General features: G+C 40.6%; 15 protein-coding genes and 1 pseudogene. 9 read left to right on the forward strand and 7 right to left on the reverse strand.

The window, feature by feature from the left end; genetic code table 11:
* Positions 1 to 3: 3 nt before the first annotated feature.
* Complete coding sequence (locus tag JWR87_RS05485) at positions 4 to 3,687, reverse strand: T9SS type A sorting domain-containing protein (RefSeq protein ID WP_297816580.1); 3,684 nt, start codon at positions 3,685 to 3,687, stop codon at positions 4 to 6.
* Between the two features lie 223 nt (positions 3,688 to 3,910).
* Positions 3,911 to 4,147, reverse strand: a complete 237-nt coding sequence (locus tag JWR87_RS05490) for a PID-CTERM protein-sorting domain-containing protein (RefSeq protein ID WP_297816583.1) — start codon at positions 4,145 to 4,147, stop codon at positions 3,911 to 3,913.
* Positions 4,148 to 4,428: 281 nt separating this feature from the next.
* Between JWR87_RS05490 and JWR87_RS05495 the strand changes: the two genes are divergently transcribed.
* Positions 4,429 to 6,663 carry an FUSC family membrane protein gene (locus JWR87_RS05495; RefSeq protein WP_297816586.1) on the forward strand — a complete coding sequence of 745 codons (2,235 nt, stop codon included), beginning with the start codon at positions 4,429 to 4,431 and terminating at the stop codon, positions 6,661 to 6,663.
* A gap of 226 nt (positions 6,664 to 6,889) precedes the next feature.
* Here JWR87_RS05495 and JWR87_RS05500 read toward each other — a convergent pair whose 3' ends face one another.
* The 3 genes from JWR87_RS05500 to JWR87_RS05510 all read right to left on the reverse strand — a co-directional run bounded on the left by JWR87_RS05500 (position 6,890) and on the right by JWR87_RS05510 (position 10,833).
* A complete protein-coding gene (locus tag JWR87_RS05500) occupies positions 6,890 to 7,627 on the reverse strand; it encodes an MIP/aquaporin family protein (RefSeq protein WP_297816589.1) in 738 nt (245 codons plus the stop codon).
* A gap of 82 nt (positions 7,628 to 7,709) precedes the next feature.
* On the reverse strand, positions 7,710 to 9,200 hold the full coding sequence (gene glpK, locus JWR87_RS05505; RefSeq protein ID WP_297816592.1) for a glycerol kinase GlpK: 1,491 nt from the start codon (positions 9,198 to 9,200) through the stop codon (positions 7,710 to 7,712).
* Positions 9,175 to 10,833 carry a glycerol-3-phosphate dehydrogenase/oxidase gene (locus JWR87_RS05510; RefSeq protein WP_297816595.1) on the reverse strand — a complete coding sequence of 553 codons (1,659 nt, stop codon included), beginning with the start codon at positions 10,831 to 10,833 and terminating at the stop codon, positions 9,175 to 9,177. The genes glpK and JWR87_RS05510 overlap by 26 nt, the downstream gene beginning before the upstream one ends.
* Positions 10,834 to 11,234: 401 nt before the next feature.
* Here JWR87_RS05510 and serS point away from each other — a divergent pair, with 401 nt between their 5' ends.
* Positions 11,235 to 12,506: a serine--tRNA ligase gene (serS, locus tag JWR87_RS05515; protein ID WP_297816598.1), complete on the forward strand. Its 1,272-nt coding sequence runs from the start codon at positions 11,235 to 11,237 to the stop codon at positions 12,504 to 12,506.
* 81 nt (positions 12,507 to 12,587) lie between these two features.
* Here serS and JWR87_RS05520 read toward each other — a convergent pair whose 3' ends face one another.
* On the reverse strand, positions 12,588 to 16,226 hold the full coding sequence (locus JWR87_RS05520) for a PKD domain-containing protein (RefSeq protein ID WP_297816601.1): 3,639 nt from the start codon (positions 16,224 to 16,226) through the stop codon (positions 12,588 to 12,590).
* A 99-nt stretch (positions 16,227 to 16,325) separates the two neighbouring features.
* Positions 16,326 to 18,437 carry an ATP-dependent DNA helicase RecG gene (gene recG, locus JWR87_RS05525; RefSeq protein WP_366090196.1) on the reverse strand — a complete coding sequence of 704 codons (2,112 nt, stop codon included), beginning with the start codon at positions 18,435 to 18,437 and terminating at the stop codon, positions 16,326 to 16,328.
* A 441-nt stretch (positions 18,438 to 18,878) separates the two neighbouring features.
* On the opposite strand from recG, the gene JWR87_RS05530 reads away from it, so the two are divergent.
* The 7 genes and pseudogenes from JWR87_RS05530 to JWR87_RS20245 all read left to right on the forward strand — a co-directional run.
* Positions 18,879 to 19,670 carry an ABC transporter permease gene (locus JWR87_RS05530; RefSeq protein WP_297816604.1) on the forward strand — a complete coding sequence of 264 codons (792 nt, stop codon included), beginning with the start codon at positions 18,879 to 18,881 and terminating at the stop codon, positions 19,668 to 19,670.
* 6 nt (positions 19,671 to 19,676) lie between these two features.
* Positions 19,677 to 20,450 carry an ATP-binding cassette domain-containing protein gene (locus tag JWR87_RS05535; protein ID WP_297816606.1) on the forward strand — a complete coding sequence of 258 codons (774 nt, stop codon included), beginning with the start codon at positions 19,677 to 19,679 and terminating at the stop codon, positions 20,448 to 20,450.
* Positions 20,451 to 20,453: 3 nt separating this feature from the next.
* A complete protein-coding gene (locus JWR87_RS05540; protein WP_297816608.1) occupies positions 20,454 to 21,497 on the forward strand; it encodes an MlaD family protein in 1,044 nt (347 codons plus the stop codon).
* 352 nt (positions 21,498 to 21,849) lie between these two features.
* Entirely contained in the window at positions 21,850 to 22,293 is a 444-nt protein-coding gene (gene rplK / locus JWR87_RS05545; RefSeq protein WP_297816612.1) for a 50S ribosomal protein L11, read from the forward strand.
* Positions 22,294 to 22,321: 28 nt separating this feature from the next.
* On the forward strand, positions 22,322 to 23,011 hold the full coding sequence (gene rplA, locus JWR87_RS05550; protein WP_297816615.1) for a 50S ribosomal protein L1: 690 nt from the start codon (positions 22,322 to 22,324) through the stop codon (positions 23,009 to 23,011).
* Positions 23,012 to 23,043: 32 nt separating this feature from the next.
* Entirely contained in the window at positions 23,044 to 23,586 is a 543-nt protein-coding gene (gene rplJ / locus JWR87_RS05555; protein ID WP_297816618.1) for a 50S ribosomal protein L10, read from the forward strand.
* 164 nt (positions 23,587 to 23,750) lie between these two features.
* Positions 23,751 to 23,816, forward strand: a pseudogene (locus JWR87_RS20245) (50S ribosomal protein L7/L12); the annotation flags it as partial.

Genomic DNA, 23,816 nt, shown 5'->3' on the forward strand with positions numbered 1-23,816 from the left:
ACACTATTGCAGAAGTATAGGCTTACTATAGCTTGTCTTATCATTCCGCAGTTGAAGGGTGTACTTGCCTTTTTGTATTTTTCCGTTTAACAAAATTGTTTGAGAATTAGCTGCGTGAGTTATTCGGATAGAACTATTAAGAACAGATTGTCCCAGGTTATTAAAGAGGTTGACAGTGTATTTACCCTCTTCGAGGTTCTTTACTTGAAGGTGAATAGACTTTCCTTTTACAGGGTTTGGAAATACAGTAAAGCCGCTCTTTCCACTGTTTACATTTACTCTTACAATGTTGCTGTGCCTGGCTTTTCCAGCCTTCTCAATTATCTTGATGCGGTAAAAATTATTTCCGACGCCAGGGTTGATGTCGAGCCAATAGTAGGTGCGTGTAAGCTCATTATCAGGTTTTTTTGCTGTAGTGAATACCTTTTCAAATTCCAGTCCATTCATTGATTTCTCCACTTCGTATTGCTCTATATTAGTTTCTTTCAAAGTATGCCATTCTACTTGTATGCCTTTGTCTTTTTGGTAAGCTTTTAAATCAGTAAGAACAACAGGTAATGTTTTTGCCGAACCAAAGACTATAGAGAAACGGTTTGAAGCAAAGGATGCAGAGTCTTCTGTAATGCTGAAAGGAATTGTGGTTGACGTAGAAAGGTCGACAGAAGACTCTTGTTTTAAAAATTCGTCCTTTAAAGTCGCCGTAATCGCAGGATTAAAATTACTGACCTCAAATTTAAAGAAATAGTTTTTCTGCCTAAACTGCCACATTCTTATAGGAAGTGTATCATTATCCATTATGTCAGGACGCCCTTCAATACTTAATGCTGTACCATTTCGATTTATGGCAATGTTTTCATCCAGGTTGGTAAATTTATACGAGTCTTCGTCACCAACTGTTTTAACGAATTTATCTCCAAATACCACTACAAATCCATCTGCTACATTTTGATCTCCTGCATTTAAGTTTAACAGCAATTGTACTGACATTTTGGTCATAGAATTAGTGCCTCTAAATACTGCCGTATTGGTATAGCTTTTATTAGATTCATTAAAAGTTATAGACGGTGTATTTGATGTTGATTGTACAAAAAATGCTTGTCCTGATTGTATATTTTCATCAAGGGCAGAGTTTATATTACTGTTGGTTTGAGAAGAGCCGTTGTACGATACATACGCTCCTCGTTTACTTTGCAATTCATCCCACCCATAATAAGTAGACGCAAGGCCCGACTTTGGCAAAGTATTCCAGTTTACAGGGCATGCATAAGGATTACCTACAAAACTATATCCGCCAACCGTTTTACTTAAAACAGATGAGCCAATGGTTTGTGTACCTATGGAAAGCGCGCCTGTTGCTCGAATAATTGTATTGGACGGCATTGCCTCATTGTCATTCAAGTCGACTGCTCTGCTTCCACGAATCATAAAACGATACGGAACGCCGGTAGTTAAAGTTCCTGAGCTGTTTGGAACGGGGCTCCAGCTTTGGGCGTTGTTGTCAAAAGTAAATAGGGAAGGGTTATAAGTCTGGGTAACATCAAGGCTGTCGCCTGCTGTTTTAGGTCCTGTTATATGAGTGCCATAACCCGGGTTTGGATTGTAATTTGTCCATCTGTCAGGGTTTACAGCGCCCTCCATCCAATTGTTTTTAATGCTGGTTGCAGTGGTTACTGCAGGCGAAATAAACCGGAAAGATCTTTTAGCCGGAATGAAACGCTCGACAATAAAAGCGCCACCATTTCCATAAGTAACTACAGCATTCGCTCCTACAGCAGTTACCATAGAAGTATTCAATACACTGGTCGACCTAATCGTAATCTTATTGCTTCCAACAGCCAAAGTTCCGCCTGTAATATTAATTTTTCCTGGAAGCGTCCCGCCGGTAATGATAAGGTCTGAAAGCATGTTGACAATGCCACCTGCTACTGTAAAGTTTTTAAGAAGCTGGCTGCCGGTTGTAAAATAAAGGTCAGAGTTGCCTCTTGTAGTAAAACCCGAAGAAGATGAACCAGAGATGCTGCCGATACCTGTACGAATACTTCTTCCAACATCAAGAGTTGTATTGTCTGCAATAACAGCTATTCCATTCTTTACGTCTAATGTGCCTGCTATTGTTAAGTCGGTAAGGGTATTTCCTAATGGGCGGTTAGATAAAACAAATGTATGTTCGGCACGAGTGAAGTCAACAGGCGTACTACCACTCCCATCTGTATTTGCTCCCCACGTGGAGGGTATGTTTATGTCTGGAGTGCTTTTAGAATAAACGACTATAGCGGGAATGATAGCTGCTGCGTCACTAGTAACGGAAGCGCAACCGGCATTAGCATTGTTAATTGCCTGTACGGTATATAACCCGCTATCTGCTATGTTTAAGGAGCTGATTGTATAAAAAGAATCAACAGCTCCGGGAATAATTACCGTGTTCTTTCTCCATTGGTAGCTTGTTGCGTTTGTTGCAGTAACTGAAAGAGTAACGGTATTTCCTGTAACAATTGTTTGAGACAAAGGCTGTTTTGTAATTTCTACATTTAAATATGCTTTATTGCTCGTTACAGTTCCGCCGGGATTCGTAATTACTACATCATAGGTTCCTGCACTGCTGGCAGTTACCGGAGAAATAGTATATGAAGGGCTTGTAGCCCCCGAAATATTTACCCCATTTTTTCTCCACTGATATGTATCGCCCTCGCCGGTAGCAACAACCGAGAAGGTAGCAGTTGAAGTTGCACCAGTACAAACAATTTGTGTTTGAGGCTGTTGGGTAATAGTTGGTGGGGCAATTACAAAAGCGTCAGTGTTATAGGCGACGAAGCCGATATCACTTTTTCCACTGGGTTGCAGTACCAAAGATGCTACTGAGGCCTTATTCGTTACGGTAATACCGAAGTCTGATAGCTTAAAAGCAGTTAAACGGAGCGGTCGAGTATTATTAGCAGCTAGTCCACCTGTTATTACCGCCTGCTCACAAGGCACGTTTCGTTGTAAATCATAAAAATCAACCAAATAATTTCCCAGTAATTGAACCGAACTCCAGCTAACTACTATTTTGCTACCTACTACCACGTTTGCAGCATTTACAAAATACATAGTATCAGTTTTAACGGGATCAGGATTTGCTATTTGGGTAAATAAAATGTCAGGCTTTGCATCGCCAATAGAGCCCGAATCAATACTCTTAACCGGAAAAGTTAATCTTGCTGAAACGGGTACATCTATTACCCCTGTTCCTATATTTAATCCATTAATCCCGTCGGTAAGTACTTCTTTCATTTTTACTGTCGGTAATGGATTGCTAAATCCATTACCGACACCATCATAATTTACGGCCAGGCCCACAGCACATGCCACTGAAGTTATCGTTCCTGTAACAGAAGTTATGGGTAAACATTTAAAATTTCCCGTGGTAAACGACACGCCCCTACTTGTCAGTGGCGTATTATTAGCACCTGTGGAATAAAGTGTTCCTCCTACCGTAAAGGCTATTAAATTATGACTGTCATTAGGTTTAATAGTATTGTTAGTCGTTGAGTTTGTACGCCAATATCCTCCGAAATCAGTTATGATTTCTGTAACCTGTTGAGCTTTTAAACAAGTTGAAGTAAGAAGAAAAAGAAGAAAATTGAAAATAGTTTTTATAGAAACAATCTTAAGTTGTTGTTTTCCCCCTGGTTGTAAAAATTTTATCATATCCAGCTTTTAAGTTTTGTAGAAACCCTGATAGGCTTAACATAAAAACGGGGCGGGCTGAAAAAAAATTATTACAATCGTACAATAACGTCTGAAAGGGTTAGAGATATGGCCGATGCAACTCTACATTATTACGATTAATAAGAACCTTGGTTTTTATAAGGGGGGAGAAGAAAATTGACGAGAATATTTTGAAGGATAAGAAAATGGTTCAGACCCGAGGCTAGTTGGGGAATGTGACTTGTTTGCTTTTCTCTGCTTTTTTGTATGCTCTTATTTTAAGAATACCGTAAACGACACCTACAGCCACAAGTAAACCAACCCCATCATCAAAAGGAACGTCTGTTACACCATAAGGACTTTCGCCGTCAAAATTAATCGGGTCATCACGCCGCGCAAAAAGTAATTTGGGTAAGCCTATAATAAATAAGACAATAAACATCCTTATACTCTTTTTCATACTTGCATTTTTTATTAGCTTGTCACAAGAACCGTTTTTTGTCACTTGTGCATATTCAACGCTTGCTTTCTTTTTATATTTTATTTCATACAGTTTTTTGTAAATTTTTACAATTAACGCCCTGTATTACTTCCGCTTTGCAAATACAGAACTTTTTCGTTGTTTTTAAATAAAGCTTAGGTTAGGGTGTCTAAACCTTTTTAAACCGGTTTTCAAAAATAGTTTTCAGACTTTTGTAGAAAAAGAAGGGATTATATCAAGCCGATTGGAAGAAATAATTGATGGATTACATTAAAACATACAAGAGTTTTATTAACAGCCACTATTTAAGTGAAGGCGTAAGAATAACAACAGGCGTTGTTCTTCCCGCGCTTGCTTTCAGCTATTTCAATATGTTTTCCATCGGTATTATTATTTCGTTGGGAGCCCTTTTCGTAAGTGTTACAGATAGTCCGGGACCAATACATCATAGAAAAAATGGAATGGCTGTTTGTATTGCAGGCATTCTTATCGCTACACTTCTAATAGGTTTCGCTGTAAACTCACCTGTTCTCCTTGCTGTCTTTCTTTTTGCAGGCTGTTTTTTTTTCTCGATGATAGGTATTTATGGAACAAGGCCTGGTTCTATCGGCACTGCAGTCATGCTTGTAATGACTCTTACCATTGACCCCCGTTTAAATCTCGATACTTCGTTGAAGGTAGTCACCCATTCTTTTTATATGGTTTGTGGCGGCGTGTGGTACATGGGTTTTAGTATGTTGCTGTATAATTTCAGACCTTACAGACTTCTTCAGCAAGCGCTGGGAGAAGCCATACAGGCAACGGGAGAGTACCTACGCATCAGGTCCGAATTTTACAAGAAAGAGGTGAACTACGAAAACACTTTTAAACAACTGCTACACCAGCAGGCACTTGTACAGAATAAGCAGGATGAACTAGCCGAACTGTTATTTAAAACACGCAGCATTGTAAAAGAATCAACTAACATTGGTCGCTCATTGGTAATGATTCATTTGGATATTGTGGACATATTTGAAAGAATAATGATGTCGCATCAGCAATACCCGCTGTTGCATAAGTATTTCGATGAAACTGATATTCTTAATGATTACTACAATCTTGCTAAAGAGCTTGCATACGAATTGGAAGATCTTGGAATTGCTGTAAAAAGCGGCGAACGCTCTCCCCAAAGCCGCGACCTAATCCAACATATAATTCAGGTAACAGAAAAGTTGAACCAGTTGCGTCTCAATTATTTAAAGCCGGATAATATAGAGGGGTTCATCAGTCTCAGAAGAATTTTAGAAAACATACAAGACCTGGCAGAACGGCTGGTAACACTTCGCAAATACACAGACTTTGACGGCACGTTTAAAAAGAGAAAAATTAAGGGGTCGGATTATGAGCACTTAATCTCCTCGCAACAAATTACGCCGGGTTTATTTTTCAGTAACCTTACTTTAAAATCAGACACCTTCAGGCATTCCTTAAGAGTAAGCATCGCAATAGTTATAGGGTTTATTATTGCTTCAGTACTAAACATTGGTCACAGTTATTGGGTGCTGCTTACAATAGTGGTTATACTAAAGCCTGCATTTAGTCTAACTAAAAAAAGAAACATCGACAGGCTTGCCGGCACTTTTGCAGGAGTAATTATAGCCCTCATTATTTTATACGCTGTTAATAATAACACCACGTTACTTGCATTTCTTGTAGTTTTTATGGCCGGAGGTTACACTTTTATGCGAACGAACTACTTTATTAGTGTCCTTTTAATGACCACGTACCTGCTTATTTTCTATCACCTGCTCAATCCCGGCGACTTTAAGCTATTGCTTACAGACAGAATTGTAGATACCCTCATTGGTTCTATTATCGCCTTTATGGCTAGCATTTTCCTTTTTCCATCCTGGGAAAGAAAGAAGTTTAAACCGGTGATGATTACGATGCTTACCGATGTAAAAGAATATTTTTCTGTAGTGGCAGATGCTTTTAGTGGCCACGAGATTGACCCTCTTGAAAAGCAGTTGGCAAGAAAGAATGCGTTGGTGGCTCTGGCAAACTTGTCTGACGCTTTTAACAGAATGATTTCAGAACCAAAAAGTCAGCAACAAGGGGTAGAAGTGCTGCACCAGTTTGTCGTATTAAATCACATGCTTACCTCTTACATAGCTACACTATCTCATTATATTCAAATGCATGTTATTCCTTATAGCTCAGATGATTTTATAAAGGTTTCCGAAGACATCCGCCAGTACTTTATTAATGCAATCAGCTATCTAAACGACGAGGATGTAACAGAAAAAACAATCAGCAATAAAGATTCTTTACGCAAGCTTAACGAACGTGTCAACCACTTGATGCAAAAAAGAAAAGAGGAGTTACAACAAGGTCAGATGGAGTCTTCTACCCGTAAACCTTTATTCGACTTAAAGTCTATTGTCGACCAGTTTAATCTGATTTATAATGTAGCTGTCGATCTAAATAAAATAACCCAAACCTTAAAGATTGAATAATGGAGAGAGCTGGGATCATTTGTGGTTACCAGCTTTGGTAACTCTTTGCATCACTGGTTGCGTCGCACTCTTTTACTGCCCTAATTTTATTGAGCTATCCATTACTATCCGACTTACTCCATATTAAAACAGTTGAATGTACTACCTAAAAAAAGTGGTTCAATAAAGATTCGTGATACAAATGGCGAAAACATAAAAAAACGCTAGGCCACTTTCTCTCCTGATTTTACACTTTTACTTTTAAAAAGGTAAAAACTAGAGCTGCAATGATAGCGCCGATAAAAGGTCCAAGAATAGGTATCCACCCGTACGCCCAATTGCTGCTTCCTTTGCCAGTTATAGGAAGTATAGAGTGCGCAATCCGCGGACCAAAATCACGTGCAGGATTGATGGCATAACCCGTTGTTCCACCCAATGACAAACCTATTGCCCACACCAAAAACGTAACAGGAATGGCACCCAACGAACCGAGGCCAATAGGAGATTTTTGATCAGTGATTTCTGCATTCGTAAAATAAAAAATAACAAACACAAGTACAAAAGTTCCTACGATCTCGCTTAGCAGATTAAAAAGCCTATTACGTATGGCAGGCGCGGTACAAAAAACAGCCAGCTGCGAATTGGGATCTTTTGTCATATTAAAATGATCGCGGTATACAATCCAAACCAGCAAGGCTCCGATAACAGATCCTATTAACTGAGCAATGATATAAGTTACTACTTTGCCCCACGCGAACTTTCCGGCTACCGCAAGACCAATGGTAACCGCAGGATTTAAATGCGCACCGCTATATGGGGCAGCTATTACCACACCAACAAAAACAGCAAGCGCCCACCCGGTAGTAATCACCATCCAACCTGCACTAAAGCCTTTCGTTCCTTGCAATACTACATTGGCTACAACTCCGTTTCCTAGTAGGATGACAAGCATTGTACCTATTAATTCGGCTGTAAATTCTGACATAAGAAGTTTTGAATTTTGGGTTTTGAGTTGTGCGAGACGTGGAAGTGATATATAAGAGAGCAAATAGTAGGTAAAAGCTGATCTAATCCTCTGCCCACGCCTTACAAGCCTTTACTGCTTTGTGCCATCCTTTTATTAAAAGTTCCGGATTTTTTTCATCAGATGGTTTAAACGTCCGGTCTACTTTCCATTGTTGGCTAATCTCTTCTATACCACTCCAATAACCAACAGCAAGGCCGGCGAGGTAAGCAGCTCCCATCGCTGTTGTTTCGGTAATCTCAGGTCTCACCACTTTTGCCTGTAACACGTCAGCCTGTATTTGCATTAGCAGATCGTTCACAGTAGCACCACCATCTACGCGCAATTCGCCAATGGAAACCCCGGAGTCAGCCTCCATCGCTTTTAAAACTTCCATTGTTTGAAACGCAATGCTTTCCAAAGCTGCGCGGGCAATGTGTGCCGAAGTGCTGCCGCGGGTTAAGCCAACAATTGTTCCGCGGGCCTCCTGGTTCCAGTGTGGAGCCCCTAAGCCGGTAAAGGCCGGAACAACAAAAACGCCTCCATTGTCAGTTACTTTCTGTGCAAGTTCTTCAACTTCGGCTGATGAAGAAATTATTTGTAGTCCATCTCTTAGCCACTGTACGACTGCGCCACCAACAAAAATGCTTCCTTCCAGTGCATACTGAACCTGGTCACCTATTTTCCAGGCAATAGTTGTAATTAAATTGTTTCGGGAAACAACGGGTTTGTCTCCGATATTCATCAGCATAAAACAACCGGTACCGTAAGTGCTTTTTACCATTCCTGTCTTGGTACACATTTGTCCAAATAGGGCTGCCTGTTGATCGCCTGCAATACCTGCGATCGGAATTTTTGCAGCTAATATTTCCCCGGCAGTTTCTCCAAAAACTTCGCTGGAGGAACGAACCTCCGGAAGCATATTTAATGGGACTTCAAATATTTTTAATAGCTCCTCATCCCACTGAAGTGTATGAATATTAAAAAGCATTGTTCTTGATGCATTTGTTACATCAGTAACATGTGTTTTTCCTGCTGTCAAATTCCATATGAGCCACGAATCAACAGTTCCAAAAGCAAGCTTACCTGCTAGAGCCTTTTCTTTGGCACCTGCTACGTTTTCTAAAATCCATTTCACTTTGGTTGCCGAAAAATAAGCGTCGACAATAAGTCCTGTTTTTTCCTGAATCAGCTTGTCAATACCTTTTTGCTTCAACTCGTCACAAAAAGAAGCGGTGCGTCTGTCTTGCCAAACAATTGCATTATATATGGGTTTACCGGTCTCCCTTTCCCAAACGATGGTGGTTTCTCTTTGATTGGTTATTCCAATTGCTGCGATGTCAATTGGTCTTAATCCTGCTTTTATAACGGCTTCTGCAACCACACCTGCCTGCGACGACCAAATTTCATTAGCATCATGTTCTACCCAACCTGGCTGGGGGTAGATTTGTGTAAACTCTTTTTGGGAGATAGATTCAATAGTGCCGTTGTGATTAAAAACAATAGCCCTGGAGCTGGTGGTTCCCTGGTCAATTGAAAGAATGTATTTGTCCATCGGTTGGTTGTTGGTTTCTGTTATTGTGTTCCCCGTTGAAGCCGGCTTTCAGGTCTGGTAAATATTGATAAGCAAGTTGATGAAACGTAGCTACTTCTGCTCTTTTCCATTCTTCCGGGTAACCTAGCTCCTGGGCTATTAATGCTACAACCCGAGGCGCTGCATCAATAGCGGCTAAAGCATCTAGAAACAAGATTCTAAGTCTCCGTGCAAGCACATCTTCAGCACATCTTGCCATTTCGTAACGCACTGCCCAAACAACCTCTGCTTCTGTGTACGGTAGGTGATCAACCAATTGATGACCCAAAAGCGGGTTGTCTTTAATCAATTCTTTTATACCTGCTGCATCAGTTCCGTAAACCGAAAAGTGACCTTGGATGAAGGAAGTTGTGCAACCGTGAATTTTTAATTTTTTAGTAAGGCAAGCGGTTTTCACTAGCTTGCCTACTTCAATTGCTTTGTTTACAGTCTCCTCCGCCATCTTTCTATAAGTAGTCCACTTGCCACCGGTAATAGTTATAAGTCCTGAACTGCTGGTAAGCAGTTTGTGGTCGCGCGAAATTTCTTTGGTACTGTTTAGATTTTTATTATCGGCCGCGAGAGGACGCAAGCCTGCAAACACGCTTAACACGTCCTTGCGGGTTGGTGTAACAGAGAAATAAGTTTTAACTGTTTCAAGAATAAACTCAATTTCTTCTTCAAGTGCTACTGGTTCAATACTGTTTGTGGTAAGGGGAGTATCGGTAGTACCCACGAGCACATGCTGATGCCAGGGAACAGCAAACAAGACTCTTCCATCTTTGGTTTCGGGTATAAGGATAGCGTTAGTACTTTTTAAAAAGGATTTTTTTAAAACAAGGTGAATTCCCTGGCTAGGTCTTACTAATGGTTGTCTTCCGGGTTCATCAAACTTCAGCACGTCATCAACAAAAATTCCTGTGGCGTTTACTACCACCTTTGCTGACAGCTTGTATTCCTTTTTAGTTTCAAGATCTATGGCAGCAACACCGTTTACTTTGCCTTTGTTTTTATGTAGCCCCGTTACTTTAAAGTAGTTTAGAAGAACCCCCCCTTTTGCAGCGCTTGTTTGTGCAAGGTTTATTGCCAGCCGGGCGTCGTCGAACTGACCGTCGAAATATTCAACCCCCGCTGCAAGTCCGGTTGCGTTGATATTAGGTAGTTGTTCTATTACCTTTTCCCTGTTAAAGAAACTTGATTTACCAAAACTAAAACGGCCTGAAAGCCAGTCGTAAAGTTTGAGGCCAATCATATATTTTATAGTAGAAAACCAGCTATAACACGGGATTATAAAAGACTGAGACTTTACAAGATGCGACGCATTTTTGAGCATAATAGCCCGTTCATCTAATGCGTTATAGACTAATCGGATGTCACCTTTTGCAAGGTAACGTACGCCCCCATGCACCAGCTTTGTGCTTCTGCTGGAAGTGCCTTTAGCGAAATCAGCTTGTTCTAAAAGTAAGGTAGAATATCCCCTGCTGGCACTATCAACTGCAACGCCTAAGCCTGTTGCGCCTCCGCCAATTATAATAACATCCCACGCAGACTGGTCGTTAATTTGTTTTACAAATTCATCTCTCGAGAACCTTGTAATTCGTTGCTCTTCAGGCATTAAAACGGGTTAAGATATGGGCAATCAGGTTGGATCTGTAATTTACACGATTATACCTCTGTTTTCATTTATATAATGTGATTTTTTAGTTCTTACCTTTCTTCCAGTTACAGCTTTTGCCTGGTCGTTTCTTACTTGTAAAAATAATTTGCAGGTAAAAAGTAAGAAAGCCGGCCCGTTGTATATGAAGTGTTCAAGTGATCCAATTAGTACACTACACCTTCCTATTACACTTTTTAAAAAAGTTTTGCTGCTTTTTGTTATGCCGCAGAAGGGTGTGACACAACAATGCCGCTATAATAACGGACGATGGCGACCTGATTTTCTTCTTGCTGCTTTCCTTCTAATTCATTACTACTCACAAAACTTCAACTGTTATCTTTGCGCAAATTTTTGAATGTATGCTACAGGTAAGTTTTATTCGTCAAAACAGGGAGGCTGTATTGGAAAGGCTGGCAGTGAAAAACTTTTTTCAAACCGAATTGGTTGACGAGGTAATAGCGCTGGATGATGAAAGAAAAAAGCTACAGGCAGACTTTGATAGTACGCAGGCAAGAGTGAATAGTGCATCTAAGGAGATTGGTAATCTTATGAGGCAAGGTCAAAAAGAGGGGGCTGAAACATTGAAAGCTGAAGTAGCCTCTTTGAAAGTGGGTATAGAACCATTGAAGGTTAAAATGGCCAATGTTGAAAAAGGGCTGTTAGATAAACTGCTACTTATACCGAACCTGCCGGCATTAGAAGTGCCAAAAGGCAAGACACCTGAAGACAATGTGGTGGTGAGAGAAGGAGGGGTAAAACCTACGCTTGCAGAAGGTGCGTTGCCCCACTGGGAACTGACCACAAAATACAAATTGATAGATTTTGAATTAGGAACAAAAATTACAGGAAGTGGTTTCCCTGTGTACATAGGGAAGGGCGCAAAATTGCAAAGAGCACTAGTTCAATACTTTTTAGATTTTAATACTGCTGCGGGGTACGTTGAGTACTTGCCTCCTTTTTTGGTTAACGAAGAAAGCGCTTATGGTACGGGGCAACTTCCAGATAAAGAAGGGCAAATGTATCATGCAACTGCTGACAACTTTTACCTCATTCCCACGGCGGAGGTACCCGTTACGAATGTATATAGGGATACGATTTTGAAAGAAGATGAACTGCCAATAAAGATGACGGCTTACTCTCCATGCTTTAGGCGGGAGGCGGGTAGTTATGGTAAAGAGGTTAGAGGACTTAATCGTTTGCACCAATTTGAAAAAGTTGAAATAATTCAAATCGTTCATCCTGACAAAAGCTATGAGGTTTTAGATGGAATGGTTGATCATATAGAGAAGTTATTGCAAAGCCTCGAACTGCCTTATCGCATTCTTCGATTGTGCGGGGGCGATATGAGCTTTACCAGTGCTATCACTTATGATTTTGAAGTATACAGTGCCGGGCAAGATCGCTGGCTGGAAGTAAGTAGCGTGAGTAACTTTGAGAACTTTCAAACCAATCGTTTGAAGTGTCGTTTTAAAGATGCAAATGGCAAAATGCTGCTTACGCACAGTTTGAACGGAAGTGCATTGGCGCTGCCACGAATTGTAGCTGCTTTATTAGAAAATAACCAGGCTGGAGAAGGCATCATGTTGCCGCGCGTTTTGCATAGCTACTTTGGGGCAGAATGGATTTTATAGACATCCTGCATTTCGGGTTGGCATAGCATTCTTAAAACATTTGAATAACGCTTTGGAAACTTCGAAAGCATCTGATAGCGGCTATTTCAACAACGTTATATCGCCTCTTTTTTGGAATTTTGAATTGTCTGAGTACTCGACATCCAAAACGTAATGATAAACTTCATTGGGTTGAACGGTTCCTTTGTAGGTTCCATCCCAACCAGCCGTTCTGTCAATGGTTTCAAACACGAGTAAACCCCATCTGTTATAAATTTTCCAAGCCATTCTTGTGATGCCAAAACCTCTGACAAATACTTTGTCATTTATACCATCCCCGTTAGGAGTGAAAGCATTTGGAACATCAATTAAAGGAACGATGCGAGCCTGAAGAGAGGTGCACGCAGTATCAGGACATCCGGCATTATTAATTGCTATAAGGCAGGGATTATAAAGTTTTGTTTCGTTGTAAATATGCTGAACAGGTGAAGCTGATCGGGTAAGCAATGTATCTCCGTCTCCAAACTTCCAGATATAGCGGGTAGCCCCTATTGAACTATTTATGAACTGAACAGCTGTATTTTCCTGCGGAGGATCAGGTGTAAAACTAAATGAAGCTGTAGGCTTGCCACTTACAACTATAGTGAAACTGGTGGTATCTAACAGATTACATGTACTTGAGTCTACTGCTCTTAATTTTACAAGGTATGTACCCGGGGTTGAATAAAGGTGTTCGGGGCTAACTTGATTTGATGTGCCTTCGTCGCCAAAACTCCAGTAAAAATTTTGACCTCCGGAGGAAGTATTATTGAACCTGGCAGTATAAGGTGCGCATCCTGTTGGGGGAGTTTCAAAATCGGCCTTAACGTTGCTGGCTATTCTTAAGTTTACTACCAAGGAGTCTGGTGCATTACAAAAGTTAGTATCGCGCAGCACCAACTTTACTTTATAAACTCCTGGGGCAGGAAAACTATGTTTTATGGTTTCTGACCCGGCGACAACTGGCGGCGTTTTATCTCCAAAGTCCCAAATGAAAGAATTACTTGCAAACGGACGGCCCGACGGAGAGACATAGGAGGTATTGGCAAATTGATAATTAAAAGAGTCGCAAGGCAACAGTTTCTGGGGAGTAAATCCTAAAATACCTTTATCGGTTTTTACTTTTATTACTGTAAAAGCGGTATCGGCAATATTACATTTCGAACTATCAATTGAGGTAAGTCTGACTGTATAATTACCAACGGCGTTAAAAGTGTGACTGATGGTTTCGGTGGTAGTTTCAACGTCGGGAGAACCGTCTCCAAAATTCCACACATACCTTTTTCCTTCAGCAAGGGTATCAGTAAAGTCAACCGTCAAGGGCACGCAACCCGAGGAAGCATTGACTCTGCCATCAATAGAACTTCTTACGCTTCCAATAACTCCGGCAAGGTTGAAAGCGATCTTCACAGCAGCAAGGTTACACTCTTTGGAACCATTAGAAGGTGACCAGACGCCGGGAGTTGTAGGAAAATTTACATCGCGACCGCAATTGGCGCACAAGGCCTGGTAAATAACTCCCCCTCTGTCAAACCGGCTTGTTCCCCCGTCAACATGCTCACCAAAACCTCCGCTCTGCCCAAAAAAGCTTCCATACAATTGTCTTGCAGCATTTCTTTCCAGTACAAAAAAGTAAAAGTCGCTGTTGTCTGTAGATTTTTGTATCGCGTCAGGAGTTACAGTTAACCCGGTGGTTCCTGCGTTATCCTTAAAACCTGCTTTTGCATCCGTTGAGCCACCCCAACCTGAAACGTACACATTTTCGCATCGGTCAACTAAAAAAGCGATAGGGGAGATGTTGGGTGCAAATGTATTGGTTCCAAAAATTGTTGAGTACTCAAACGCGGAGAGATCAGGTTTTAGCTTTGCAATAAACTGTTTTCCTCCCTCCTGGGAAAATGCTGCATTTACTACCGGCCAATTTCCAGTCGTAGTACCCATGATATAGGGGAAGTTGAACTTGTCGAACTGAATTCCGTACAACATATCATTTCCGGTAGTACCCATGTAGGAAGTCTTCAACAAACTACTTCCGTCAGGAGATAAAATCGACACAAAGCCGTCCGTCTCGCCACCCTGAAAGGCGGGATTAATGACCCCGCTTTTATTACCCGGAAAGTCAGTACTTACTGTGTTGCCGCCAACATAAATGTTATTATTAGAAGGATTTATTGCCAATACGAAAGCCGCATCATTTAGTTTGCCACCAAAGTAGGTGCTATACATAATTGTACTAAGGTCGGGGTTTGCCCTTATGATAACGCCATCTTGCAGGCCGCCAAAAATTTTCTGAAAAGCATTTGCTGAAACAGGGAAATCTGATGACTGAGTGTTAGAGGCAAGCAGAACGTTTCCACTATTGTCTAGTATTACTTCGCTCCGGGCATCATCGCCATAATTTCTACGAAGACTTTCCGTGCCATATGGTGCTGTATATTTAGGTCGAATATTTACTCCATCGTTGCTACTACCTCCTATTTTTCTTGAACCAATCAGCGTAGAGCCGGTAGGGTCTAGCTTGGTGAGAATGATATCATATTGGCCACCCCCCCTTTCAATAATTTTTACAGGATAATTTGTTGAGTTAGAGCGTCCGGCTATTACCAGGTTTCCCTGTGGATCTACCACCAGGCTATGTGGCTGTTCATTACCCGATCCGCCCAGGTAGGTTGCATACATTCGATTAGAACCATTTGGGCTAAATTTCATTATCCCAATATCATATCCACCGCCTTCGCCTTCGCCCACTCCACCCCCGTAGGTTGATGAAAAGGCGCCTGGACTAGTGGGAAAGCCCGTATTAAAAACTATTCCGCCGGCGTAAAAACTTCCGTCAGGTCCATAAGTCGCTGTATAACCCCAGTTATCGGAAGTGCTACCGGTAAAAGTTGAAAAGATTAAAACTGGATCGATAATTAAAGGAGCGCTTTTTACATAGTTGTCAACTGCAAAATACACGGTTTTACCAATCACTTTGAATCTACATATTACTTCTTTCTTTTGGCCGTTAACAACCTGGTAAGCATATGGCTTTAGTTCTCTTACTTCACCTACTGAAGTCTTAATGATTAGTTGTTCATTGGCTACCTCTAAACCGTCTACCCCATCATATTTCATTGCAATTTTAGAAAGGTCTGCTCCCGGTTGTACAATCAGGTCATATTTTAATTGACCCTCATTTGTATAATACCTTGCGTCTATGCCTGAATATAAATTTTTGTAAGTAACCGCCTGAAAGGTTCTGCAGTGCTGCTGCCATTTAGTGGGATCATTACCAATAAAATAATTATTGTAAGTTTCTAAGGCTTTATCACCAACAATAACGGGGGTAAGTGCGTTTACAAACTCTACATCGTAGGCGTGAGAATGAACAGTTAAATCTCTACTTCCAGAACCACCCTTTGGGATTTGATGATTATTTGTTGGGATAACCGCCTTTGTATTATTAGAGGATCCGTGACTGGTAGAAAAACCGTGCATCAAATCATCCAGTTTCTCCATGTCCTCTGCTTTGTGTTGTACCATTCTAAACCCTTTTTCCTGCAGGAAAAAAGCACCATTGTTCATAATTCCCTTAAACCTGATTTTTTTGTCCCACTGCCCTTTGTTTTCAATAAATTCAAGGTTGGCGTATTGACAAAAGACTGCTGTACCGCTACAAAGAATAGCAACTAAAAAAGCAATCGGGGTAAGTCTTTTCAAGCCTGTAATATTTTTTAAAAGTTACAATTAAAATATGAGTATATACGGACCAGTGATTATTTCGTTTGCACCCGGCCCCGTAATTTAACAGCAGTTGGATCAGGAAATTTTACTCCAGACAGTTTTTCCTTTTTGAAGCAAAAGGTAATTTTTTAATATCAAATTCTCAGCCGAAGAAAGTTCTTCATCTTTGGAAAGCAACATTTCTGCTTCTTTTTTTGCTTTTTCCAAAATTTCTTTATCATTTACGATATTGGCCAGTTTAAAGTTTAAAGCTCCACTTTGCCTGGTACCTTCAATATCTCCCGGACCTCTTAATTCCAGGTCTTTTTCTGCTATTTTAAATCCGTCATTTGTAGAACACATTGTTTTTATTCTTTCCCTGGCGTCGTTGTTTAGTTTATTACCTGTTAGTAATATACAATAGCTTTTGTCGCTACCTCTTCCAACTCTACCGCGTAACTGGTGTAACTGAGAAAGACCAAATTTTTCCGCGTTTTCTATAACCATAATAGAAGCATTGGGTACGTTTACCCCTACTTCTATTACCGTTGTGCTCACCATTATCTGCGTATCTCCCTTCACAAAACGCTGCATATTTGTTTCTTTAACCTGTGCCGGCTGCCTTCCATGTACCATACTAATCCAGTATTTAGGCTCGGGAAAAAAAGCCTTTACATGTTCATATCCATCCATCAGGTTCTCGTAATCCAGTTTCTCACTTTCTTCAATCAGGGGAAAGATGATGTACGCCTGACGCCCCTGCTCAATTTCCGACCTGATGAAATCCATTACTTTCACCCTGTACATTTCATTTCGGTGAACGGTGGTGATAGGTATTCTTCCAGGTGGTAATTCATCCATCACACTATAATCAAGGTCACCATAAGCAGTCATTGCAAGCGTTCTTGGTATTGGAGTAGCCGTCATAACCAATACATGAGGATGTATTGGGGCCTTTGCCCACAATTTTGCACGTTGCGCCACGCCAAACCTGTGTTGCTCATCTATAATTGACAATCCTAAGTTTTTAAAAACCACCGGATCTTCAATAAGCGCATGGGTTCCGGTTATCATATGCAAAGAACCTTCGGCAAGTTGAGCTAGTATTTCACGTCGGGCCGCGGTTTTGGTACTTCCAGTTAAAAGGCGAATGTTTACCGGCATGTCTTTCAACAATTCGCTCAATCCCAGAAAATGCTGATTCGCCAATATTTCGGTTGGGGCCATCAAACAGCTTTGATAGCCGTTATCTGTAGCAAGTAACATTGTCAACAGCGCTACAATCGTCTTTCCACTTCCTACATCTCCCTGTAGTAGCCGGTTCATTTGTTTGCCTCTTCCCGTATCTGTTCTAATTTCCTTTAAAACTCTTTTTTGCGCCCCCGTTAATTCAAACGGTAAATATTTACTATAAAAAGTATTAAAGCACTCACCAACTTTTTCAAAAATAGCTCCTTTACTATGTTTGTGCCTGCGAAGTCTTGTTAAACCTAACCTAACCTGTGCAATAAAAAACTCTTCAAACTTTAGCCTATAGAGGGCTTTGTCAAATTCCAGTTGGTTTTTGGGAAAATGTATACAAGTATAGGCATCCCACCTTTTTAACAGGATGAGGTGTTCGATAATGTGGTGGGGTAAATTTTCAGGAATATCTTTCGGACCGACCATTTCAATCAGCGCCATTGTAAGCTTGCCAATTTGTTTTCCATTCAGTCCTTTTGCCTTTAATTTTTCGGTTGTAGGGTAAACGGGCTCTAAAAAGCCTTTTCCTTCAGCCGTTTCAGCAACCCAGGGTTCTATTTCCGGATGAGTTATTTGTGCCCGGCCGTTAAAAAATGCTACTTTCCCAAATACCAGGTAAATTTTTCCGACATGTAAATTTTTTTCTACCCAGTTTATTCCCTGGAACCAACAAAGTTCAATCGTACCCGTTCTATCGCGCAACTGTGCAACAAGCCGTTTACTTCGTTTTTCTCCAAGTATTATAAGGTCATCTATAATGCCTGCAATTTGTATAAAATCGGTTTCAGGCTTAATGTCAGTGATGGCATTTATTGAAGTCTTATCTACATGACGGTTTGGAAAATGTTCAAGCAAATCACCAAAAGTAAAAATGCTCAGTTCCTTTTTTAGCAGATCTGCTTTTAAAGGGCCGACACCTTTAAGGTACTCAATAGGGCTGTCTAATATTGAAGGAGAAGCTATAATAGATGAGGGTTTACAGCAAAAATAAAGGTAAAAGGAGTTTGGGACCGGGAATTAGAAATGCGCAACTAGTTTGAGATGAATGAACATAAGAAGTACGTTTTTTGTTCCGGCACCTGTTTTTTATGGCCTCATCGTTGTGTCACACTCTTGTACAGCAAATCGCATTGCAACGGTTTAAAATAAGGGCGTTCTTTTTTTAATACATGAAATATTTATTTTTTATAAGGAAAGCAGTATTCTAGAACAACCCGATAAAAGACGAATATTGAAAAAAAAGATGAAAGGATTGCGACGCAACGAAGCTGAATGGGGGATTAATGCTGGTATTTAAATTATTTTCAATAAAAGTTGAAACTGCAGGGTTTAAAAACAGAGCAAGTCTTCAAAAATCTTTCCGATACATTACTTTCGCACTACGAAAAAGTACTAATCACTAAGGACATGAGTGTAAAGCAAGGAAGAGAATTTATTGTTTCTAAAGGTTTCGATTCGTTTTTTATTGATCTCAATAGCGCTGTTAAATTCAATCTCCGGTTCTTTAAAGAGCTATTTCTGCCACCCTACGAAGGCCGGGAAATCATAAAACAGTGCTACGAGATCGGCTGGAAATCGTTGCCGCTTATATCACTCACCGGATTTATAACGGGCCTTGTATTTACCAAGCAGTCGCGCCCTTCTTTGGCTGAGTTTGGCGCCACATCATGGCTTCCGTCACTGGTAGCGATAGCAATTATTAAAGCCCTTGCTCCGTTGGTAACCGCCTTAATTGCTGCGGGCAAAGTAGGCTCAAATATTGGAGCAGAAATTGGCTCGATGAGAGTGACCGAACAAATAGATGCCATGGAAGTGTCGGCTGTTAATCCTTTTAAATTTTTAGTAGTAAGCCGGGTTATAGCTACAACTGTTATGATACCTATTCTTATGTGCTATACCGGCTGTGTGGCCATGTTGGGGTCATACATCAATGTTCATACAAACGAGATGACTAGTTTCGTCGCTTTTTTTGAGCAGGCTTTCTCCAAAATATCATTTCTAGACATTTTTTCCTCTTTAACAAAAGCCGTGGTTTACGGGTATACGATCGGAATTGTGGGCTGTTACCAAGGCTACAACGCATCGCAGGGAACAGAAGGCGTAGGAAAAGCAGCCAATGCATCGGTAGTTGTGTCCATGTTCCTGATTTTCGTAGAGGAGATTTTAATAGTTCAGATTACAAATAGCATAAGGGGATAGTTAGAAATGGAGAACGAAAGACAAAATAAAGGCAAAGAGGAGCCGGTCATTAAAATCAGGGATTTGTACAAATCTTTTGGAAGTAATGATGTATTAAAGGCGGTAAGCCTTGACGTATATAAAGGAGAGAACGTGGTGGTGCTGGGGCGTTCAGGTACAGGCAAATCAGTTTTGATAAAAATTATAGCAGGATTGTTAACCCAGGACTCAGGATCGGTATGCGTGCTAGGAGAGGACGTGAGTAAATTGGGTGAGAAGGACTTACTTGAACTTCGATTAAAGATCGGGTTTTCATTCCAAAACAGTGCACTGTACGATAGTATGACCGTAAGAGAGAACCTGGAATTTCCATTGGTTAGAAACAAAAAACACCTGAGGCGAAAAGAAATAGATGCATCAGTGGAAAAGGTACTAACTGCTGTGGGACTTGCTCAAACAATAAACCAGATGCCGTCGGAACTTTCAGGTGGCCAAAGAAAAAGAATAGGGATAGCACGTACTTTAATCTTAAACCCCGAGATAATGCTATATGACGAACCTACAGCGGGTTTAGATCCTATAACATGTATTGAAATAAATAACCTTATAAACCGGGTAAAGGAAAGCTTCAACACCAGTTCTATCATTATCACCCACGACCTTACCTGCGCAAAAGCGACCGGCGACAGAGTAGCGATGTTACTTGAAGGCACTTTTGCAAAGGAAGGAACCTTCGACGAAGTGTTTGATAGCGAGGATGATCGGATTAAAAGTTTTTATAATTACAATTTTATTAAATAAGAGATGAAATCGAATAAAAATACAAGGGCTTTTGTGGTGGGGATTTTTATCTTTCTCGGCATAGTCATATTTGTCCTAACAGTACTGACGCTCGGGGGACAGCAAAAAACCTTTCAAAAATCAATCGTAGTAAGAGCGGTTTTCGACGATATTAACGGACTGCAAAAAGGAAACAACATTTGGTTTTCAGGCGTAAAAATTGGCACAGTTAAAAAGATTTCCTTCGTTGGCAACTCGCAGGTTGAAGTGGATATGAATATTGATGAAGCTTCTAAGCAATATATCCGAAAAAATGCCAAAGCAAGAATTAGCTCAGATGGATTGATAGGAAACAAGATAATTGTATTATATGCAGGAGCCTCAAAATCTCCTTCAGTAGAAAATGGTGATCTTCTGGGGGTTGAAAAAGCAAGTAATCCTGACGAAATGATGGCGACACTTCAGGCAAACAATCAAAATCTCTTTGCAATTACTACAGATGTAAAAGGCATCAGCAAAAGAATTACAGAGGGCAAAGGAACAGTGGGGAAGTTGCTGAATGATGAGACGCTTATTAATGACCTGCATAGCACCATGCTTCGCTTACAGCAGGCCTCAGCAAATGCGGAAAGACTAAGCGCAAGTGTAGCAACGTTTGCTGCAAAGCTTCAAAGAAAAGGCACTTTAGCAAATGATCTTGTTACCGATACTATTATTTTTAACAAGCTAAAGGCTACTGCCGCCCAAATAGAGAGTGTGTCAAAAAACGCCAGTATAGTTGTTGATAATTTAAATAACACCAGCAGCCAATTAGGAAATAGTCTTAATAATAAAAGTACACCGGTAGGTATGTTATTAAACGATGAAGATGCAGCGGCAGATATCCGTGTTATCTTAAGTAACCTACAAGAGGGAAGTCAAAAACTAAACGACGACCTCGAAGCAGTTCAACACAATTTTTTATTAAGAGGTTTCTTTAAAAAGAAAGCTAAAAAAGAGGAAGAAGAAAAAAAGAAGGCTGAGCAGTTGCAGTCCCCGGCACCAAGCACAGTAGCACCCAATCCTTAAATTAAGAATTAAAGGATGTGTTTTTCGTTGGCCTTGTATAAGTGTCAACATTGTTGTGTCACTCTCTGCTACAGTAAATCTTTATTGAGCCATTTCACTATCCGCGAGAGGCCTCCTTTACAGGCCGGATTTTCTGTGAGTAAATAGAATTACAGCTAAGGAACACCACTTGCGCCTTTAAGTTCTCCCTATATTACAAAAACATTATGAAACAGTTTTCAAAACACTGTTGCTTTTACTTACCTTCGCGGTCCCAAAAAAGTTCTTTCTGTAGAATTGATTGATTTGGGAGTCTCCACGGCTCCGCTTTAACGAGCATATGTGGGGACGCTAACACCAAAAATTTAAAAACATGGCAAAAGAAATTTCAGGCTACGTAAAGTTGCAGGTGAAAGGCGGTCAAGCCAATCCTGCACCCCCCATCGGACCTGCACTAGGTTCAAAGGGTCTAAACATCATGGAGTTCTGTAAGCAATTTAATGCAAGAACCCAGGACAAAATGGGAAAAGTACTTCCCGTATTAATCACAGTTTTTAACGATAAGACTTTTGAGTTTGTCATTAAAACTCCTCCGGCAGCAGTTCAGTTATTAGAAGCAGCTAAAGTCGCCAGTGGTTCCAAAGAGCCTAACCGTAACAAGGTTGGTAAAGTGAGTTGGGATCAGGTGGCAGCAATTGCAACTGATAAAATGAGCGATCTTAACTGCTTTACCAATGAAAGCGCTATGAAAATGGTTGCTGGTACGGCTCGGAGCATGGGCTTAACTGTTGACGGTACAGCTCCATGGGACAAATAAAATTGATCAATCTCTAAACTGATTTACAATGGGAATTACTAAAAAAAGAAAAGCTATTGCAGCTAAGGTGGATAAAAACAAAGTGTATTCACTTGCTGATGCGTCGTCATTGGTGAAAGAAGTGAACATCACTAAATTCGATAGTTCTGTAGACGTTCACGTTCGTTTGGGAGTTGATCCTAAGAAAGCTGACCAACAGGTTCGCGGAACGGTAACGCTTCCTCATGGAACAGGTAAAACAAAAAGAGTATTAGTTCTTTGCACTCCAGACAAAGAAGCTGCTGCAAGAGAAGCTGGTGCTGATTTTGTTGGATTAGATGAATTCATCACAAAAATCGAAGGTGGCTGGACAGACGTTGATGTAATCGTGGCAACTCCATCTGTTATGCCTCGTATAGGTAGATTAGGTAAGATACTAGGTCCTCGTAACCTGATGCCAAACCCTAAAACAGGTACTGTTACCAATGATGTTGCTGCTGCTGTAAATGAAGTTAAAGGTGGTAAAATCGCTTTTAAAGTTGATAAAGCGGGTATCATTCACGCATCTATTGGAAGGGTATCATTTGATCCTGAAAAACTAGCTGCAAATAGCACTGAGTTTATCAATGCGATAATGAGACTAAAGCCATCGGCTGCTAAAGGTACTTACCTCAAAGGTGTAAGCATGGCTAGCACAATGAGCCCAGGCATTCCTGTTGACACAAAATCTTTCATCTAATCCGGTTTAGCATCGGTTAAAATATTAGTGTAATGACTAAAGATCAAAAAAACGAAGCGATTGAAGTTCTCAAAGAGAAATTCAATCAATATAATAACTTCTACATTACCAACACCGAAGCACTGTCAGTTGCGCAAGTAAACAAACTACGCAAGATTTGCTTTGATAAGAATGTAGAAATGAAAGTGGCAAAAAACACTTTAATCAAAAAAGCGCTTGAGGGAATTGATGCTGAAAGATATTCAGGTGTTTTCGATAGTTTAAGTGGCGTTACCGCTCTTTTATTTAGCGAAGACGCTAAAGAGCCTGCAATGATTATAAGCAGTTTCCGTGCAGAAACCAAAACTGAAAAGCCTGTTTTAAAAGCAGCTTTCATTGATATGGATGTGTTTGTTGGAAACGACCAACTTGAAGCACTTAAAACACTTAAAAGCAAAAACGAGCTTATTGGCGAAATCATTGGATTGTTACAATCTCCTGTTACCAATGTTCTCAGCGGCCTAAACGCTGGAAGCAAATTGGCCAGCTTATTAAAAGCGCTGGAAGACAGACAACCACAAGAAGTAGAAGCGTAGCCTCCTGAAGGAGAAATTACAATAAAACATTCCTTCTTATTCCTCCCCTTCAGGGAGGTTAGGTGGGGTAAATTATTCAACCGAGCCTGAACGGTTGAAATACACAAATTTTTTTAAAAACTCCGCCGGAGCACAGGCAATGAAGGCGGCAAAAATTTGAAACAATGGCAGACTTAAGTGCATTTGCAGAACAACTGGTTAACTTAACAGTAAAAGAAGTTAACGAATTA

It is taken from the genome of Segetibacter sp., assembly GCF_025963695.1.
In the GTDB taxonomy this organism is placed as follows: Bacteria; Bacteroidota; Bacteroidia; order Chitinophagales; family Chitinophagaceae; genus Segetibacter.